The organism is Peribacillus sp. TE19612 (assembly GCF_056279465.1).
In genome coordinates this window covers 39,502-58,638 of record NZ_JBWCCL010000018.1, presented here as the reverse complement: position 1 = coordinate 58,638, position 19,137 = coordinate 39,502, and the positions used below count along the sequence as shown (strand labels likewise).

Below are 19,137 nucleotides of genomic sequence, written 5' to 3'. Positions count from 1 at the left end.
ATGCCGAGCTTACATAGATAACGGTTAATGATATGACTATGAAATCCTAAGAATTCTAAAGCAATCGTGAGATTGTGTTTAGTTTATTGAGGGAGGTTAGTGTAACTGTAGTGTTACAAAAAAGATTGATCATTTAGAATAAAGTTCGATAATTTATATTAAAGCTTGATAAAAATAACCTCTTTGGATTCTCAACCGTAAGAGGTTATTTTTTAGTTATGCTATTTATTGAGTTTGTGGTTTCTGTTGATAGTTTTTAAATTTCAATCGTGTATATGAAATAATGCCGGACAATAAGAAGAAGCTGATAATCGTTCCTTCACGAATATTGATTGGTAAATTGTATAGTAGTGATATTGTTATTGATAGAATAATGGAGAATAAATCGACACAATATCTGTATTGAGAGAAAGGGCGTTTTGTTAACTCAGCTATTCGTAAACATAAACTTTCAATAGGAAAAGGAATAATATCTAATGATAAAATAATGCCTGTTGTTCCACCGGCTAGTATCGCACCGAAAATAAATAGTCCGATTCTTACTAAATAATTCTCTACGTAAATCGTACCGAAAATAGTATAGAGGAAAAAATTAATAACCATTCCAAAGAACAAGCTGGAAATGAACATCAAAGTGAATTTTCTAAAATCCTTTTTTTCGCATAGGCAGATATAACCGAATAGAAAAATGAGATTTGCAATGAATGTAATTGTGCCAACTTTGATGGAAGTCCATTCAGATATTGATAAATTCATCGCATTAAAACTGCTGACACCAACATCAGCTTTTAATGTAAGACTAATGCCAATAGCACTTACTATATAGAGTAGAATCGATTGAATTACTTTTTTCATGATTATTCCTCTAATAAGTCCATTATTTGCATTAAATTTGGTATCGTATATGTGCTCTTAGGTGAACATGATTTAGGCATGCTTCTCTTAGGGTTAAACCATACACAATCAATTCCGACATTGATAGCTCCTTGAATATCCGATGTTAAACGATCACCTATCATTAAAAATTCTTCTTTACTGCTTGTATGCAGGGCATCAAAAATATAGTAAAAGAATTGGGGATTCGGTTTTTCATAACCAATTTCTTCGGAGATAAAAAGTTGTTCAAAATAACCTTGTAGCTTGGCACCTAATAATCTTTTTCTTTGAGTATTTCCTACACCGTTTGTTCCAATATATAATTTATAATCTTGCTTACTTAAAGCATTTAATAATTCATGTGCATGGGTGATGGCCTTATGTCCTTGGTTTAAATGCTCACGGTACATAGCTTCAACTTTTGCTCCGTTTTCATCTATTTGAAATTCCTTTAAAAAAAGTGAAAAACGCGTTGTCAGCACTTCTTCACGAGAAATCAAGCCTTCCTCTAATTGATGCCATAATCCATCATTAATGCGCTTATAACATGCAATTGATTGTTTGTTATAGGGCAACTCGTACAGCGTAATAATTTGTTTTAAAGCCTTTTCTTCTGAATCTTGAAAATCAAGTATCGTATCATCTAAGTCAAAAATAATATGTTTGTATTTGTTCATTCCTATCCACCTCTTGGTAGTAATATATCGAAAGGAACAATATAATAATAGGAGATATCTCATATTGAGGTGATAAAATGGAAAAAATCAATTTGAAGGATTACGCTGAAAATTTTGTGGATATATATAATGATATTCAAGAAACTTTTCCGAAAGCAGTTTTACATCAGGCTTTTATTTGTAAGTTTTCTTCAAATGAATATATAGTGCGCTTTGATGAAGATATTCAGTACTTATTTTTATTATTGGATGGGCGGGCAAAAATATATATAGTACACGAAAATGGAAAACGTGCGCTGATTCAGTTTCTAAAGAAAGATGATTTTATTGGTGAATTATCCTTGATTGAGGTGGAAAAGAGTTTAAAAGATGTTGTGGCTATAAATGACTGCACTTGCTTAGCGGTTCCATTGGCTTCATCGAAAGAGCATCTGTTAAATGACAATCGTTTCCTCCATAATTTATCAAAATATTTAGGTGATAAATTACTTAAAAGAACGGATCATTACACAGATATGCAGGATTATGAATTCAAAAATCGATTGGCCAAATATATTCTTCAAATAGAAAACGATGGATGCTTTCAAGAGAAGCATACCGAAACAGCAGAATACGTGGGGGTAAGCTATCGACATTTATTGTACACACTTAACCAATTCCATGAAGAAGGATTATTAGAAAAAAAAGGAAGAAAATATTATATCATTAATAAAGAAAAGTTAGAAAGATTAAGTTCAAAAAAGGATTAATTTAGTATGATTTGATAACTTGAAATATAAACAAGTTGTTACACTTTTTTCTTATCACAGAAACGAATACTGCTTTGCTAATATACGTTTTCAAATTTTAAAATAGCTAATAGAATATTTACTACCACCATTAAAATTTAAAATTAACCAAATCTTTTGCGTTTTTTCATTCAACCAAAGTTTTTAACATAGCCTAATAAAATAAAATATTGTTAAGATGAATTAATATTCTGTTTGTGATGTCCCTCACTTAAACTAACTAGTGCGTTAGCTGAAGATCGGATCTGTCTTTAAGGCAGCTTTTTCTTTATGCAACTAAAGGGGCAGTTTGGTTGAGTAAGGGCTCAGATGTTTTTTTCTAATTGCTGTTTCTTGTTTATTTGGTATGAGTGCATCTGTAAAAGAGTTTGATCCATTAATTGTACAGTGGAAGAAAACATTCCTGAAGAAACTAAACGAATAAAGAAATGCTTGGCGGTACCCCTAGGTGAAAGTTAAAGGATAACATTGTCATATGTAGCAAATGTGTTGGGGATTATTGGGTATTTATAATTCTTTACTAATCGTTCTAAAAAGGGTATTATTTAATCATGGTTTGAAATTCATGTGTTTATTTTAGAACGTTCATTCTATAATGGATTATGACGTTTGTTTTTGTTAGTATTGGTTCATGGATTTTTTAAAGGAGAAATAAAATGGCTAGAAGTAAAGAGTTTGACGAAAAAGCTGTATTAAGAAAAGCAATGGAGCTTTTCTGGGAACAGGGTTATGAAAAAACATCCATGCAAGATTTGGTGGATCATATGGGAATACACCGCAGGAGTATATATGATACATTTGGTGACAAGCGTTCATTGTTTTTAGCTTCCCTTAATCACTATGAAGAGCTCATCGTCAATGAGATGGAAAGCATAATTAGTAGCACTTCATCCATTAAACAGACGATACGTGATGTGTTTATTTTCGTACTGAATTCCATTGAACAATACCCAAAAGGTTGTCTATCAGTAAATGCAGCCATAGAATTATCTTTGCTGGACAAAGAAATTGGACGCATAGTTACAAAAATGTTTAACCGTACTGAAGATATGTTTAATAACCTTATAAAACGGGGCCAGACTAGTGGAGAGCTATCAAAAGAAATCGATTCTGATAACACATCTCGTTTCTTACACAACAATTTGGTAGGTATAAGAGTACTAATAAAAACTAATTACAATAAAAAAGAATTAGAAGGCATCATCACCCTAGCACTTTCAGTGTTGGACTAGCTTTCTTTTTTTTACCCTTTCTAGAACGTTCATTCTAAAAATAACATGAAACAAACCATCATAATGCATACTTATAAAACAGTTTTTAAATGTCTAAGGAGGAACACAATAATGACTAACTTTAAAATACCAACAGAATCAGAATTTATTGAAGCAGATGGAACTCGTTACGCATATAGAAAATTTGGTACACAAGATGGTATACCAGTAGTATTTCTTGTTCACTTTAGAGGAACGATGGAAAACTGGGATCCAAACATGCTTGAACCTATTGCAAATACACGCCCAGTAATCTTGTTTGACAATAAAGGGGTTGGTGAGACCGATGGACTAACGCCTACTACAATTGCTGATATGGCAAAAGATACAGCAACATTTATAAAAACTCTTGGATTAGAACAAGTTGACATTCTTGGTTTTTCCATTGGTGGCATGGTTGCACAAGAGCTAGCTTTACAAGAGGGAGATTTAGTAAGAAAAATTATTATGGCAGGTACTTCGCCTGAATCTGGTATTAATCCAAATCCAGAGATTTTTGAAAGAATGAATCGTCACGGCGGAACGGAAGAAGATGGAATAAATGATTTTATGTTCTTTTTCTACGGACAAACCGAAACAAGTAAATCTGCAGGAATGGCTTCACTACAAAGAATTTTTAATCAGAAAAAAGTAAACAGTTCAGAACAAGTAAAAGAGGCACAATTACAAGCCATTGCAAAATGGGCTAAACAAAAATCCAATCATGATTATGAATGGTTACAAAACATCAAACACCCTGTACTTGTTACTAATGGTGTTAATGATGTGATGGTACCGACTAAAAACAGTTATATCTTAACAGAGAAATTACCCAAAGCACAGCTGATTATATATCCTGATTCTGGTCACGGGCACCTGTTTCAATTTCCAGAACTATTTGCAGAACACGTAAATTCATTCCTTGATTCTAATTCTTATTAAAAAGGAGTATTCATATGAGCAGATTATTTGAAAAAGTTCGTATCGGAAACATTGACTTGAAAAATCGTATAGGAATGGCTCCGATGACTAGAAGTAGAGCTTTACCAGATGGTACACCGAGCGATTCAATAGCAGAGTACTATGGTCAGCGTGCTTCAGTCGGTTTAATTATAAGCGAAGGAACCCAACCTTCAGATGATGGGCAAGGTTACACTAATACACCTGGTATTTATACAGAAAATCATATTAAAGGGTGGAAAAAAGTAACTACTAAAGTTCATAGTGAAGGCGGTCATATTTTTGTTCAGCTTATGCATGTGGGACGTGTATCACACCCTGATAACACACCTCACCACCGCCAAGCAGTTGCACCGTCAGCTATTGCACCTGGAGTAGAAATTTTCACGGCAGAAGGAATGAAAGAAATTCCAACACCAAGAGAATTGAGTGAGCTTGAGATAAAAGATGTTATCAATGAGTTTCGTTTAGCAGCACGTTCAGCAATTGAAGCTGGTGCAGACGGAGTTGAAATTCACGGAGCGAATGGTTATCTGATCCAACAATTCCTTAGTGAAAACTCCAATCATCGTCAAGATGCATACGGTGGTACGATTGAGGGGCGTTCTCGATTCGCTATTGAAGTAGCTAAAGCAGTTGTTGATGAAATAGGAGCAGAAAGAACAGGCATCCGTTTTTCTCCTCAAGGAACACTGCAAGGCATTGATGAGGGGGAAAATAGCCTTGAGATGTATCGCTATTTAATAAGTGAATTAAATAAGCTTAACCTTGCATATCTGCATTTAATGCACTTCGGAAACGAGCAATTCCTAAAAGATGTGCGACAACTTTGGGATCAATCACTTCTTGTTAACCGTCCAGGTCGTCCTCTAGATCAACTTTCGTCTGATGTAGATAATAATTTTGCAGATGTTGTCCCAGTTGGCACTTGGGTACTAGCTAATCCAGACTTTGTAGAACGGATTCAATCAGGTGCTCCCCTAAACGAACCTGATAAAAACACGCTCTATGCAGGGGGAAAAGAAGGTTATACAGATTATCCTTTCTTAAAATAATTTATTTAATATGAATATCCCCATCTAGGGATATTCATAATCTTTTTTCTTAGGGTTCGTTATGAAAAGATACATGTGCGTTAAATAAAAATGTGGAGGATTGTAATGAAAGCTTTAGCAATTGAAAACTACGGTAAAAAACCAAATTTTTTAGACTTCCCTATGCCCAAAATAAATAATGATGAGGTCTTAGTTGAGATATATGCGGCAAGTATAAATCCTCTTGATACAAAAATTCGAAAAGGTGAATTAAAATTACTATTGAAGTACAAGATGCCGTTAATTTTAGGAAACGATTTTTCTGGAAAAATTGTTGAAGTAGGTACTAGTGTCACGAAGTTTAAAGTCGGTGATGAGGTATATGGTCGACCTAGAGCAAATAAAATGGGAACTTTTACTGAATATCTCTCTGTTAACCAAGAAGATATTGCATTAAAACCTAAAAATTTAAGTTTTGAAGAAGCCGCCTCCATCCCTCTAGTCGGATTGACATCCTACCAAGCTTTACATGATATTCTGCGAATTGAAAAAGGACATAAAATATTAATACATGCAGGATCAGGGGGAGTAGGAACATTTGCTATCCAACTTGCAAAACATATAGGTGCTTTTGTCGCAACTACAGCTAGTGATGGTAGTGATTTGGTAAAATCTCTTGGCGCTGACGAAGTTATTAATTACAAGACAGAAAAGTTCGAACATTCGATTCGTGACTACAACGCAGTTCTTGATACCATTGGGGGGGCGACGTTAGAGAAATCATTTGTAACATTAAAAAAAGGAGGAAAGATTGTTTCTATATCTGGAATCCCGAATGGTCGCTTTGCTAAAGAAAACGGATTTAGCTCATTAAAAAAAACCTTATTTTCCATTGCAAGTTATAAACTTATGAAGCTAGAAAAAAAACATAATGTCCAATACACGTTTCTTTTTATGAAGCATAGTGGAGAGCAGTTGAAAATTTTAACAGAAATGTTAGAGTCAGAAGTAATTAAGCCTACACTTGATAAGGTTTTTATTTTCGAAGATGCCCAAAAAGCATTGGAGTATGCAGAGACTGGAAGAGCAAAGGGAAAAATAATACTTAAATTGAAATAATCAGTCTTATCTAACAAACCTTTCCTTAGGTAGAAAGTGTTTATTTTTTTAACTTATCGAGGTTGCTAATAGAACTAACGGGGCAGGTTAGTTGAAGATTATGGTAGCATTTGTACTAACTGAAAGGGGGAAATTAGGTATGAACGATAAAGAGAAAATCTATTATGAACGAGGAACAGAGGAACTAAAATTAAAAAATATTCGTGCTCATAAACTTGTTCAAGAATTTAACAATAGTGCTATAGAAGATTTCTCAAAAAGAGAAGAAACTATAAAGAATTTGTTTGGTACTGTAGGTGTTGCTCCTAGTATTGAACACAATTTCCATTGCGATTTAGGCTACAATATCCACGTTGGCGATAATTTCTATGCTGGCTATAACTGCACTATTTTAGATATGGCAGAAGTTAGGGTTGGTGACAACTGTATGATAGGCCCCAATGTAGGGATATATACGGCTGGTCATTCAATCGAACCCAAGGATAGGAACAAGAGTGGATATGGAATACCAATTATAATTGGAAACGATGTATGGATTGGCGGAAGTTGCATAATCCTGGCTGGAGTCACTATTGGAGATAATTCAATTGTTGCTGCTGGTTCTGTTGTTACAAAAGATGTTCCTGCCAATACAATAGTGGCTGGAAACCCAGCAAAGATACTAAAAAGTATTTAATTTTCCAGTTGTTCATTGTTAAACTACCGGGTGCGTTAGCTGAAGATCAGAGCTGTCTTTAAGGCAGCTTTTTCTTATGGAACTAACGGGGCAGGTAGTTCAAGAAATTCGTATTTTTTATATAAACTATATTTGGTAATATATAAAAAAAGTACCTTGATCAAGTACTGGATCAAAGCACTTTCCATTTAACAAACCACTAATTACCAAAATTCACCAAATGTGTTTCTTCTTACAACAAACAAAGTGATGGTCATCATTGCAGCATTTTTTCTTACAAAAATCAAAGTGATGGTCATCATCGCAGCGTTTTTTCTTACAAAAATCAAAGTGATGGTCATCATTGCAGCATTTTTTCTTACAACAATCATCGTGTTTCTTATGGTCACATTTGTTATGAGAATATGTGGTATCTTTAAAAGGTTTACAATGTTGAATAGGATTAAACGGGTTTATTTTAATCACCTCTTTTTTAATTTTCAAATTATTTTATTCATTAATAGAAAAAATGTTTGTACAATATAGTACAAATAGTGAAAATAAGGCTATAAAAACAGCATAAATCTACTGGTTATAACCGTTTTTAAGAAGTTGATAGTTTTAAGCAAAAAGGGTTTGAAGCAATATTAGAAAATGAACTTCTTAAACTTTTTTAAACAATTTTTTTGGAACTAACGGGTGCGTTAGTTCCTTAAGAAAAAGTAAAAAAAGTCGATTCCTTAACGTTGAACTGACTCCATAAAGTTAGACAGGTTATTTCGTTAGGCAGCCCGTTGGGCAGCCCGTTGGGCATGAGCTCGGTATTGTACCGGGCTCATGCCTTTTAATTTGCCTTGATTCGTTTGTGTTTATAGTATTCTATATATTTTGCTAGTTCTTGTTTCTGAGGATCGTTTCGAGAAAAGCCCGCCTCTTCAGCACGCATTGCGAAAACTGAAGAGCCGGACTTAACATAAGTTGAAATTATTTCACTTCTACCCATCCGTTTTTAATAGCTAGAACAACAGCTTGTGTACGGTCGTTTACAATCATTTTTTGAAGAATGTTAGTCACATGGTTTTTTACTGTTTTTTCACTGATGTATAAAGTTTCGCCGATGGCACGGTTGCTTTTTCCGTATGCTAAAATTTGAAGAACTTCACACTCGCGTCGAGTCAATAGGTGAAGCGGTCTTCTGATCTCTACAGCATGCACTGAATCACGATCAGTAGCTAAACGGCGATATTCTTTGACTAGATTATGTGTCACCTTCGGATGAAGGTATGAGCCACCTTCTGCGACTACACGAACAGCATCAATTAACGCATCTGCGTCCATTTCTTTCAACAGATAACCTTGTGCTCCTGTTTTCAATGCATGCTGTACATAGTTTTCATCATCATGAATCGATAAAATGATGACTTTCGTTTCAGGGTAACGGTTTACAATCATTTTAGTTGCTTCGACACCGTTCATATTCCGCATGTTGATATCCAGGATAACGACATCTGGTTTGTGTGTACTAACAAGATCCATAGCCTCGCTTCCGTCATCGCCTTCGGCAACAACATCAAAGGATGATTCAAAATCTAATATACGCTTAACGCCTTCACGGAAAAGCTGATGGTCATCGATAATGATGATACTAGTCTTCAACGGCTTCTTCCTCCTAATTTATTTAAATGCCTATTCTCTAAAATTTATAAATGATATGGAATTTTCTTTTCAGCAGCATTTACAAAGAATAGCATATTTTTTCGTTTTGGGGATAATCCTTTTTCTTAGCTTAATGGCGATGTGGCGGTACCCCTATAGTAACTAAACTGTAAACGGATTGTTATACAAATAGCATTGTTGGAGGAGACTTCATTGTATATAATTAATCCTCGTTAAGGAGTGTTGAAAAATGATAAGCGTCACAGTAGATAAGTTAAAATTCAAGAAACACTTATCGGTGAATGAACAAATCACACTGAAAGATTTTCTGTATACCTGGGTAGGTAGTTCAAGCAAGGGATTTGATGATTTTTTTCACCTTGAGTACACAGTAGATGTATTTGCCAAAATGGAAAAAACGACGAATGACACCGATTTGTTGATTTCTGATGATGATTATTTCAGATACATAACATTGACGGAAGATAATCAAATTGTGATAGGTGTTTTAGATATGAATTCAGAATTAAAACATAGAATAATTGTTCACTAGATAAGAATAAATAATTCTTTGTTTTCTTTAACCCATACAACAAGAGGCAGCGTGGTACACTGTCTTTTTTTATTTGTTCACTATATGTCATTGTTTGTTATACCTTGGATAATGATATTAAACGAGAAAAAATATTAAAAGGGCCAGATGTAAAGAAGGAATAGGTTCTACAAGATGCATTAGATGAGATAGTACGAAGTGATTACTTTATTGCGAAAACCGACCAAGGAGAGTATTCTTTCTTAATTCGTTATATACAGGTTTTGCATGAAATGCATTGTTATAAATACCATACTGACCATCAATGGCTAGTGAGTAAATAAAAGGTTATTTCTTTGCATAGTTTTCTTAAATTTTGTTGAATAGCTTGAATATGGGAGAGAAGATTAATGTCAGAAACGTATCGTTCTCGTCAGGAACGAAAACAAGTGGAAAAAACAAAACAAGATCAAAAAAAAGATAAAAATCCCCCTAAAAGAAGGTCTTTTTTGAATAAAGTTTTACTTTGGTTTTTACTGTTAGGTGTTGTTTCAATTGGAATAGGGGCAGCTACGGTTGCAGCAATGATTAAGGATGCACCTAAAATAGATGCTTCAAAACTAGTCGATCCGCTTTCTACCAAATTATACGATAAAAACGGGAATTTCCTTTACGAATATGGTAAAGAAAAGCGGACAAAAATTGAGTATTCTCAAGTTCCAAAAATGTTGGAACATGCTTTCATTGCCACGGAGGATGCACATTTTTATGAACACAATGGCATTGATATAAAAGGAACTGCGAGAGCAATCTCCAAGAACCTAAAAGGGGATTTCGGATCTCAAGGCGGAAGTACCATTACACAGCAGGTCATTAAAAACTCCTTTTTGTCACCTCAGAAAACAATAAAGCGGAAGGTACAGGAATGGAGCTTGGCCTATCAGCTTGAGCAAAAGTATTCCAAACATCAAATCTTAATGATGTATTTAAATAAGATATACCTTGGAGACGGGACATATGGTGTAGCAGCTGCCGCCAAAAATTACTACGGAATCGATGCCGATCATCTAAATAAATTAACGCTTCCGGAGGCCGCTATGTTGGCGGGGCTCCCACAGAGTCCAAGTAATTACGATCCCACTGAACCTGAACATGTGAAAGCTGCAACAAATCGTCGTAATATTGTTTTAGAAGCTATGTATAAACAAGGGTATATTACGAAAAAGCAATTGGAGGATGCAAAGAAGGTTTCAGTTACAGCAGGACTTGTTCCAAAAACGAAACAGCAAGGAATGCCGTACGAGGCGTTTTTGGACGCTGTTGTAAAAGAAGTTGAAAGAAAACTGAAAAATGTAGATATCAGTTCGGATGGATTATCTATTTATACGACGCTAGATCCAAAAGCTCAGACCTTTGCGGACAAAATAATGAACACCGATACGATTATTTCTTATCCAAATGACAATTTTCAAGGAGCCTTCGTATTTTCAGATACAAAAACAGGAGAAGTTCGAGCTATTGGAAGCGGTCGAAACCAATATAAAGCTTCCTTCCGAGGCAACAACTTTGCGGTTGATATTAAACGTCAACCAGGATCTACTTTCAAGCCAGTCTTTGATTATGGTCCGGCTATTGAAAATTCAAAATGGTCTACAGCACACCAAATTAATGATCATGAGATAACTTACTCAAATGGTCAGTCTATTTCTAATTGGGATCATCAATATCACGGAATGATGTCGATTAGAACAGCACTTCAATGGTCATACAATATTCCAGCACTTCTTACCCTTCAAGATGTAGGGATGGATAAAGCACAAAATTTTGCAGAAAATCTGGGTATTACTTTTAATAATAATAAGGTGTACGAATCATATGCGATTGGAAGTAATACGGTTAATCCATTAGAGTTGGCAGGGGCATATAGTGCTTTTGGAAATAACGGTGAATACAATACACCACATTTTGTTCGTAAAGTTGTCTATCCTGATGGCAGAGTTGTTAATTTAACTCCAAAGCCAAAACGTGCTATGCATGATTACACAGCTTATTTGGTGACGGATATGTTACGGACAGTCGTAAAATCTGGTACAGGAAAAACAGCAAATGTCCATGGACTAGATGTGGCTGGAAAAACTGGCACAACCAATTTTGACAGTAAAACCAGAGCGCAATATGGATATCCAACCGGTGCGGTAAATGATAGTTGGTTCGCTGGTTATACACCGCAATACACTATGGCGGTTTGGACTGGATATACTAAAAATGGTCTAGGTAATTATATGGATGGAAATTCAACTAAAATCTCGCACCAAATGTTTAAGGCCATGCTGGAAGCGTTTGGAACAGACCAAAGTAGCTTCCAGCAGCCTAGTGATGTATACCGGGTGAATAATGAACTGTTCATTAAAGGTGCAAATCCTGAAGAAGCTCCACCAGTTACAAAAAATAATAAAGAAAAATCGTTAGATATTGGTGGAAATAAAGAGGGTAAAAAACATAAACAAGAGGAAGAGAAGCCTAAACAACAAGAGGAAAAGAAACACAAACAAAAGGAAGAGAAGCCTAAACAACAAGAGGAAAAGAAACACAAACAAAAGGAAGAGAAGCATAAACAACAAGAGGAAAAGCAACACAAACAATAAAGATTTTTAGGATGGAATCGCATTGGTTCCATCCTTTTTTATGATACACATAAGAGAGTGTGAGAGTTTCTACTTAAACTAACTGGTGCGTTAGTTCATTAAGGATAACCAAAAATAATCAAACTATATTATAAAAACTGTATACTAATCACAAGAAAAGAATAAGGGCTTGTTAGGTATTTTTTATCAAACTTATTTTCAAAGCTACACAGGCGCCTAATTCTAACAAACATGAACCGTCAATAGACCTGTTTTTTTGTACGAAAGAAGGATAGCCACCAAGTTTCGACGAATATATCAATATACTTTTTGGAGGTGTTGATATGGCGATTTGTTGTGGAGAGTGTCACGTTGAATTAAAGAGTGATGATTATGTCACATTAGATGAATTTAGCACGATGAGGCACACATATTGCGGTTATGATCTTATTGCCGATCTGATCAAAGACATTGGGACTTATCGAAATATCAAAACAAAGTATTGGTTTTCCCGTGAGCGCACTAAATGAAAATCGGGGAAATCTTGGAATTAATTAAAACTGATACACCAGCGAATATTGCCAAAAAGGCTGATGTTCATCTTTCAGAAAAATTACTAAGAAAAGCATTGAAAAAAGCTGGTTATGAGTATAGAAATTCAGGCGAAAAAGGCTGGTATTTCGTTGGTGAAGGTGACGAGGAAACGGTACAAGAGCAGCTTATTTATGACTTTGCAACAGCAGGGAAAGCAAAGGCGAACGTTTCAACTAATGTAAATAAAGAACCTATTAACGATACCAACCAACGTTCTAACATTGGCATAAAACGTGGTAAAGAACAGGTCAAACAAACGAACGAACAATCAGCACCAACCATAGAACGAACCAACGTTATAAGAAAACGTTCTTCATTCGATATGGATGTTGAACTTATGAAGGAACTAAAAATACAAGCAATCATTCATGATAGGACGGTTTATGAACTAGTTGAAAGTGCCGTAAGGCACTATTTAGCTGAATTAAAGGGAAAATGATTTGGCTTTGAAATAAAGTCACGATGTTTATAATAAAGTTGCACCGTTTTACCCCTTTGGATAATATCCTCTAAAGGGGTGTTTTTATGTCCAAAAGATAAAGTACATCTGAAATTTACAGATAAATTTATATGACTGTATATAATGTACTCGATTTTGTATCTCAAAACAGTTAAAGATTGAATTGGTGCGGTTTTGAGTGGATTAATAACTCTATGTACTCAAGGATTCTCTTCATGTTTTCCTCCGTTTTTCTTACGTTTATATTTTTTCTTAACTATTTGATAGGATTGTTATTTGATAACCACATCTTTTGATACATATAATTTCCTAAGGAGGCTCCATGGTGTATTTATGGAGATGATTAACTTAGACACCGTCCTTTTATGGTACAGAAGTTCCCCAGTACTCTCGGGGGATTAATCGATTTCCTGTACGCTACTGCCATCTCATCATTCAGCTCTTTCGATCGTTTCGCTGCATGATGAATCGCCTGTGAAATGGCTCTGCCGCCATTATTTTTCCGTAAAGCATCAAGTCCGGATGCCGTCGTTCCATTTGGTGAAGTGACTTTCTCTCTGAGACTTGCCGGTGTCTCGTCGTTCACCATAATCATCTTGGCTGCGCCTAAAATCGTTTGGGCGACAATCTCACGGACCATCGCTTCATCCATACCCTTTTTAACGCCAGCGTGTTCCATATGCTCCATTAAATAATAGAAGTAAGCAGGTCCGCTTCCTGCAATTCCTGTAAAAATATCCATATGCTCTTCTTCAATTAAGAACACTTTTCCCATACAGCCTAACAGTTCTTTCACTGCTATCACATTGTCCATCGCTGTATGTCTTCCCGAACATAACGCAGTTGCCGACTCCCGGATCATGCTCGACGTATTCGGCATCAACCGCACAACCTGCTGTCCAAGCTGTAGATGATTTTCCATGAATTCAGTGGAAATGCCCGCTAAAACAGAAATTACAACTTGATCCACCCTTATTTTATCTTTGAGTGCATCAAGAGCATCTGCTGCTCCCTGGGGCTTCATTGCCAAAATAAAGAAATCAACTTCTTCATATGGCAATGCATCCTGATGGACCGCATGAACTCCATACACGTGATTCATTTCCTCGAGTCGTAATTGATTGCTGCGATTTGTCACATAAATTCTATCTGCTGGTATGCTCCCAATCTGCACAATTCCTGAAATCATCGACTCTGCCATCGAACCGGCTCCTAAAAATGCAACAGTTTTATCTCTCAACATTATGCCCTCCTAAAAGTTCATTGTTCGTAATTCCGTTCGTATTTTTTAACCTTGTTATCGTAACATGCTGAGATTTAGATTCAAGGGAAGAGAGGACATTCACAAGGAAAAGGCCGAGATAGTGAAGGGAAGCGTTATCATTTGGGGCTTACATGCCAGTCAGGTCATTTAATCAAGGATAATCGGCTGTAATCGGGGTATTTGCGGATATTTTAGGAAGAAAAACGAAAAAAACAATTCATATCGTTACAGGTTTTGGCCGTATTTTTTGTCTGTAAAATGCCCTTTTAATAATCGCTCTCCCATTTTATCTAAGACTTGACCTTATTTTATTGAAGGGAGAAGCACATGAAGATGAATATACAACATTATTAGTGCAAGGTGTTGATGAGGATGGGGTATCTTCCAAGTCATTACAGACATTAATGAAATACAAGCTTTTATAAACAAATTGGAAGTTGTGGAGTTATTGGAAAAGAGTAAAGAATTAAATAAAAAGGGAATTACTTTTTTATATTACCCGATAAAGAAACCATGAATAACAAAGTGTACACTATAAATTTTTTTAGTGATGGAAGGGTTATGTTTCAAGAACGGATCGGGGTGCATTAGCTGAATATCGGAGCTGTCTATAAGGCAGCTTTTCCTTATGGAACTAAAGGGGCAGATTATCCAAGAAGGAAAATTATAGAGAAATATAGAAACTAGTATCTACTACTTATGTGGGAGGATCTGTATGCAAAAGAAGATTTACATTGTCAGACATTGTGAAGCACAAGGGCAACCTTCGGAATCTCCGTTAACAGAAAAGGGTTTGAAACAAGCGAAATATTTAGTTGATTTTTTCAGTAATGCAAAACTTGACCGAATAATATCGAGTCCCTTTTTGCGTGCTATTCAATCAGTAGAACCATTATGTGAGAAAACAAAGATTAAAATAGAGATTGATGAACGCCTCTCAGAACGAACACTAAGCACAACGGACTTACCTGATTGGTATGAAAAACTAAAAGCAACATTTAATGATATGGAATTAAAATTCGAAGGAGGAGAGTCAAGTCAAGAAGCGAAAAATCGAATCGTAAATGTTGTAGAAGAAATCTTTAAAAGTGGGACTAAAAATACAGTAATCGTCAGTCACGGAAATATAATATCCTTACTGTTAATGAATTATAATAGTGACTTTGATTTCGAGTGTTGGAAAAATCTTAGTAACCCTGACGTTTTTCAAATAAACTGTATTAATAATGAAGTGATCTTGGAACGTATTTGGGATGAAGATAAAATAATAAAAATTAATTAAATACATTAATGTAGGGCGAACCTTTAGTAAGGGTTGCGCCAAAAAAATTATATAAAATAAGAAAACGAAGGGAAAGTCCTATGCAAATTATTAGCGTTAGAGAACATCCAGAGTATAAAGAAAAAGCAATTAAATATTTTCAGTGCAAATGGGCAACTGAAAACAGTATGAAAGTATATGAGGACTGTATTACACACAGCATAACAACGGATAGTCCGTTCCCTATTTGGTATTTAATGATTGACTCTGGTGAAATTATTGGCTGCGCAGGACTTATTAGCAATGATTTTATTAGTCGGATGGATTTATGGCCGTGGATATGTGCCCTATATATTGAAAATAGCTATCGTGGTAGGTCTTTAGGCAAAGAGCTACTTAAACGTGCAAAAGCTGATGCTGAAAAAGCAGGATTCAATAAAGTTTTCCTTTGTACTGACCACATTGGCTACTATGAAAAATATGGATACACATATATAGGTGACGGATACCATCCTTGGGGAAGTAGTTCAAGAATTTATGAGAATAATAACCAAAATAATTATCTTTCAAGTTAGCGATTATAATTTTCTTAATGAACTAACCGGTGTGTTAGCAAAAGATCGGAGCTGTCTTTAAGGTAGCTTTTTCTTTATGCAACAAACTAGTCAGGATAGTTTAGGAATAAATGATATAATTTGTAATATTGATTTAATTGAAAGGAGTTTGTTGCATATGCCAACCTGTCAGCAATGTGGCTATAAATGGGGTTGGATAGAGGCCTTTTTTAAAATGTTTACCTTTAAAAAGAAGTTAAGATGTTCATCCTATTTATATTTATATCTTTATTGATTGTACCGTTAATATCATATGGTGTACCTAAAGGTAATGTCTTAGCTTTTGAAATAGTTGCGTATGCTTTAGTGATTACTTTGATGCCATTTATATATAAGCTAAGTAACAAGGACGAACAGATGTGGTAGTCATGCATTAGCAAAAAATCGGAGCTGTCTTTAAGGCAGCTTTTTATTAATGCAACTATCGGGGCAGGTAAGAAGAAGTTTATCGGGTGATGGGAATGAATTTAAAGCAAAAGTACAGGGAGGAGTTAACATGAATCAGAGTATTGGTACAGAAGAAGCGATTAAAAGGTGGGATAGTTTCGCGGATACATATTCTGCAAATCATACCGAGCAAGGAGACCTTCATAAAGAAGTTTTTTTAAATCCAACTTTATTATCACTTATGGAAACGGTGAGGAATAAAAACATTTTAGATGCCGGGTGTGGTGAGGGGTATTTAAGTCGGATTTTAGCGAGGTCCGAAGCGACTGTAACGGCTGTGGATTATTCATCACGGATGATAGAAATTGCTAAGGGAAGAACTCCAAATGATTTGTTGATTGATTATAGGCAGGGTAATTGTGAGGACTTGAATTCTTTAGAGGACAAAAGTTTCGATTTAATAGTATCAAATATGGTTATTCAAGATCTTGCAAATTACGAAAAAGCATTTCAAGAAATGTATCGTCTATTAGTAGATGGAGGCTGTTTTATATTTTCGATTTTGCATCCTTGTTTTGTTACTCCAGAGAGTGGTTGGGAAAAAACAAAGGACGGTAAAAAATTGCATTGGAACGTAGATAAGTATTTTTATGAAGGGGTGTATGAACAAGGTTTAGGAGATAAAGAAAAAATGCTATTCTTTCATAGAACATTAACAAGTTATATAAACACTTTAATCAAAACAGGTTTTATTTTAGAATGCATAATAGAACCTAAGCCATCAAAAGAGATGTTAGAAAAATACCCTTCATTTGAAGAAGATTTCAGATGTGCTGATTTTATAGTTTTTAAACTAAAAAAGTAAAGGTGAATATTAAATTAGAAAATCAACTAGAGGAAGGTGTACATGGTGGGGAGAAATTACAGAATGATGAATGAGGTCTTAACAAATGTCCAGTAAAACATATCAAATGAACCAGAGTTATGTAGATTCTCAAGAAAAACAAAAAATGTTATACAAACGTACATTAATTATTATAAGTATTTCACAAATTTTTGGCGGTGCCGGTTTAGCGGCTGGAGTTACGGTGGGGGCACTTCTTGCACAACAAATGCTTGGCACAGATGCATTTGCTGGAGTGCCATCGGGTTTATTTACATTAGGATCTGCCGGGGCTGCTTTAATCGTAGGGAGACTTTCTCAACGTTACGGCCGCCGTACAGGTCTAACAGCTGGTTTTATGATAGGTGGACTTGGAGCAATAGGAGTCATAATGGCAGCCATCATAAATAGCGTTTTCCTTTTATTTGCTTCCCTGCTCATCTATGGTGCAGGAACAGCGACAAATTTACAAGCTCGTTACGCTGGTACGGACTTGGCTAACAATAAACAGCGAGCCACTGCCATCAGTATTACCATGGTGTTTACTACATTTGGTGCAGTTGCTGGTCCGAATTTAGTGAATGTAATGGGGGATTTTGCTCTTTCTATTGGCGTTCCTTCACTCGCTGGTCCTTTCATTTTATCAGCGGCAGCATTTATCTTAGCAGGTCTTGTCCTTTTTGTTTTGCTTCGCCCGGATCCATTAGTTATAGCAAGAGCAATAGAAGCGTCCAAACAAGAAAGTAATCGATTAGGATATTCGGCTGATACTGAACAAATGGTAAACAAAAGAGGAATTATTGTTGGTGCGACAATTATGGTTCTTACTCAAATTGTAATGGTGGCCATTATGACCATGACGCCAGTTCATATGAGGCATCATGGACATGACTTGGGTGAAATAGGTCTCGTTATTGGATTTCATATAGCTGCCATGTATCTTCCTTCACTGGTTACAGGTGTCCTTGTTGATAAGTTTGGCCGTACTGCCATGGCTATTGCCTCTGGAGCTACGCTGCTTCTGGCCGGTTTAATATCGGCGATTGCACCAGGTGATTCTATGATTCTCCTAGTTATTGCCCTTTCTTTACTTGGATTAGGATGGAATTTCGGTTTAATAAGTGGGACGGCTCTTATTGTTGATTCAACCGACACTTCAAATCGGGCTAAAACCCAAGGTACAGTGGATGTTTTAATTGCATTATCAGGAGCCTCTGGTGGAGCCTTATCTGGAATGATTGTGGCCGGTTCAAGTTATACAGCATTATCATTTATCGGAGGGTTATTATCTTTATTATTGATTCCAGTGGTTATCTGGTCTCGGGGAAGTGAAAAATAAAAAGAAGCCATATAATAAGTAAAAAAAGTCATTTCCTATCGTACAGGAAACGGCTTTTTTTACTGCGATTTGCTTATCATACAAAATACCACAGTTTGGCGATACCCTTCTATACGTCTATTTTTTCTATGATTAAGGCTCTGTTAAAGGATGTTGTTGATTTT

The 19,137-nt window shown here is 35.6% G+C and carries 18 protein-coding genes and 1 pseudogene; 13 read left to right on the top strand and 6 right to left on the bottom strand.

Annotated features, from left to right (window positions below; all coding sequences use genetic code 11):
* Positions 1–225 precede the first annotated feature (225 nt).
* Positions 226–855: a YczE/YyaS/YitT family protein gene (locus ACZ9AO_RS23675; RefSeq protein ID WP_095679950.1), complete on the bottom strand. Its 630-nt coding sequence runs from the start codon at positions 853–855 to the stop codon at positions 226–228.
* A 2-nt stretch (positions 856–857) separates the two neighbouring features.
* A complete protein-coding gene (locus ACZ9AO_RS23670) occupies positions 858–1,553 on the bottom strand; it encodes a YjjG family noncanonical pyrimidine nucleotidase (RefSeq protein ID WP_476110795.1) in 696 nt (231 codons plus the stop codon).
* 77 nt (positions 1,554–1,630) lie between these two features.
* On the opposite strand from ACZ9AO_RS23670, the gene yeiL reads away from it, so the two are divergent.
* The 6 genes from yeiL (at position 1,631) to ACZ9AO_RS23640 (ending at position 7,380) form a co-directional block, all read left to right on the top strand.
* Positions 1,631–2,302 (top strand): transcriptional regulator YeiL, encoded by a 672-nt coding sequence (gene yeiL / locus ACZ9AO_RS23665; RefSeq protein WP_476110793.1) that lies wholly within the window; start codon positions 1,631–1,633, stop codon positions 2,300–2,302.
* Positions 2,303–2,997: 695 nt separating this feature from the next.
* Complete coding sequence (locus ACZ9AO_RS23660; RefSeq protein WP_048678351.1) at positions 2,998–3,573, top strand: TetR/AcrR family transcriptional regulator; 576 nt, start codon at positions 2,998–3,000, stop codon at positions 3,571–3,573.
* A 111-nt stretch (positions 3,574–3,684) separates the two neighbouring features.
* Complete coding sequence (locus ACZ9AO_RS23655) at positions 3,685–4,533, top strand: alpha/beta fold hydrolase (RefSeq protein ID WP_101226030.1); 849 nt, start codon at positions 3,685–3,687, stop codon at positions 4,531–4,533.
* A 14-nt stretch (positions 4,534–4,547) separates the two neighbouring features.
* Complete coding sequence (locus ACZ9AO_RS23650; protein WP_476110790.1) at positions 4,548–5,606, top strand: alkene reductase; 1,059 nt, start codon at positions 4,548–4,550, stop codon at positions 5,604–5,606.
* Between the two features lie 105 nt (positions 5,607–5,711).
* Positions 5,712–6,704 carry an NADP-dependent oxidoreductase gene (locus ACZ9AO_RS23645; RefSeq protein ID WP_476110788.1) on the top strand — a complete coding sequence of 331 codons (993 nt, stop codon included), beginning with the start codon at positions 5,712–5,714 and terminating at the stop codon, positions 6,702–6,704.
* A gap of 139 nt (positions 6,705–6,843) precedes the next feature.
* Positions 6,844–7,380 carry a sugar O-acetyltransferase gene (locus tag ACZ9AO_RS23640; RefSeq protein ID WP_202317274.1) on the top strand — a complete coding sequence of 179 codons (537 nt, stop codon included), beginning with the start codon at positions 6,844–6,846 and terminating at the stop codon, positions 7,378–7,380.
* 203 nt (positions 7,381–7,583) lie between these two features.
* On the opposite strand, the gene ACZ9AO_RS23635 is transcribed toward ACZ9AO_RS23640, so the two are convergent.
* The 3 genes and pseudogenes from ACZ9AO_RS23635 to ACZ9AO_RS23625 form a co-directional block, all read right to left on the bottom strand.
* Entirely contained in the window at positions 7,584–7,751 is a 168-nt protein-coding gene (locus tag ACZ9AO_RS23635; protein WP_476110786.1) for a hypothetical protein, read from the bottom strand.
* 390 nt (positions 7,752–8,141) lie between these two features.
* Positions 8,142–8,263: pseudogene (locus ACZ9AO_RS23630) on the bottom strand (IS3 family transposase); the annotation flags it as partial.
* An 80-nt stretch (positions 8,264–8,343) separates the two neighbouring features.
* The gene (locus ACZ9AO_RS23625) at positions 8,344–9,015 is read right to left on the bottom strand and encodes a response regulator (RefSeq protein WP_476110784.1); all 672 of its coding nucleotides are present in this window, start codon (positions 9,013–9,015) and stop codon (positions 8,344–8,346) included.
* Positions 9,016–9,265: 250 nt separating this feature from the next.
* Here ACZ9AO_RS23625 and ACZ9AO_RS23620 point away from each other — a divergent pair, with 250 nt between their 5' ends.
* The 3 genes from ACZ9AO_RS23620 (at position 9,266) to ACZ9AO_RS23610 (ending at position 13,204) form a co-directional block, all read left to right on the top strand.
* A complete protein-coding gene (locus ACZ9AO_RS23620; RefSeq protein ID WP_476110782.1) occupies positions 9,266–9,568 on the top strand; it encodes a hypothetical protein in 303 nt (100 codons plus the stop codon).
* A 389-nt stretch (positions 9,569–9,957) separates the two neighbouring features.
* The gene (locus tag ACZ9AO_RS23615; protein WP_476110780.1) at positions 9,958–12,192 is read left to right on the top strand and encodes a transglycosylase domain-containing protein; all 2,235 of its coding nucleotides are present in this window, start codon (positions 9,958–9,960) and stop codon (positions 12,190–12,192) included.
* Positions 12,193–12,697: 505 nt separating this feature from the next.
* A complete protein-coding gene (locus ACZ9AO_RS23610; protein WP_476110778.1) occupies positions 12,698–13,204 on the top strand; it encodes a hypothetical protein in 507 nt (168 codons plus the stop codon).
* A 364-nt stretch (positions 13,205–13,568) separates the two neighbouring features.
* Here the strand turns inward: ACZ9AO_RS23610 and proC are convergent, their stop codons facing one another.
* Complete coding sequence (proC, locus tag ACZ9AO_RS23605; RefSeq protein WP_476110776.1) at positions 13,569–14,468, bottom strand: pyrroline-5-carboxylate reductase; 900 nt, start codon at positions 14,466–14,468, stop codon at positions 13,569–13,571.
* Between the two features lie 736 nt (positions 14,469–15,204).
* Here proC and ACZ9AO_RS23600 point away from each other — a divergent pair.
* The 4 genes from ACZ9AO_RS23600 (at position 15,205) to ACZ9AO_RS23585 (ending at position 18,973) form a co-directional block, all read left to right on the top strand.
* The gene (locus ACZ9AO_RS23600) at positions 15,205–15,771 is read left to right on the top strand and encodes a histidine phosphatase family protein (RefSeq protein ID WP_476110774.1); all 567 of its coding nucleotides are present in this window, start codon (positions 15,205–15,207) and stop codon (positions 15,769–15,771) included.
* Between the two features lie 80 nt (positions 15,772–15,851).
* Positions 15,852–16,325, top strand: coding sequence for a GNAT family N-acetyltransferase (locus ACZ9AO_RS23595; RefSeq protein WP_251543630.1), 474 nt, complete (start codon positions 15,852–15,854; stop codon positions 16,323–16,325).
* Positions 16,326–16,860: 535 nt separating this feature from the next.
* Positions 16,861–17,616 (top strand): class I SAM-dependent methyltransferase, encoded by a 756-nt coding sequence (locus tag ACZ9AO_RS23590; protein ID WP_476110771.1) that lies wholly within the window; start codon positions 16,861–16,863, stop codon positions 17,614–17,616.
* Positions 17,617–17,701: 85 nt separating this feature from the next.
* On the top strand, positions 17,702–18,973 hold the full coding sequence (locus tag ACZ9AO_RS23585) for an MFS transporter (RefSeq protein ID WP_318293279.1): 1,272 nt from the start codon (positions 17,702–17,704) through the stop codon (positions 18,971–18,973).
* Positions 18,974–19,137 lie beyond the last annotated feature (164 nt).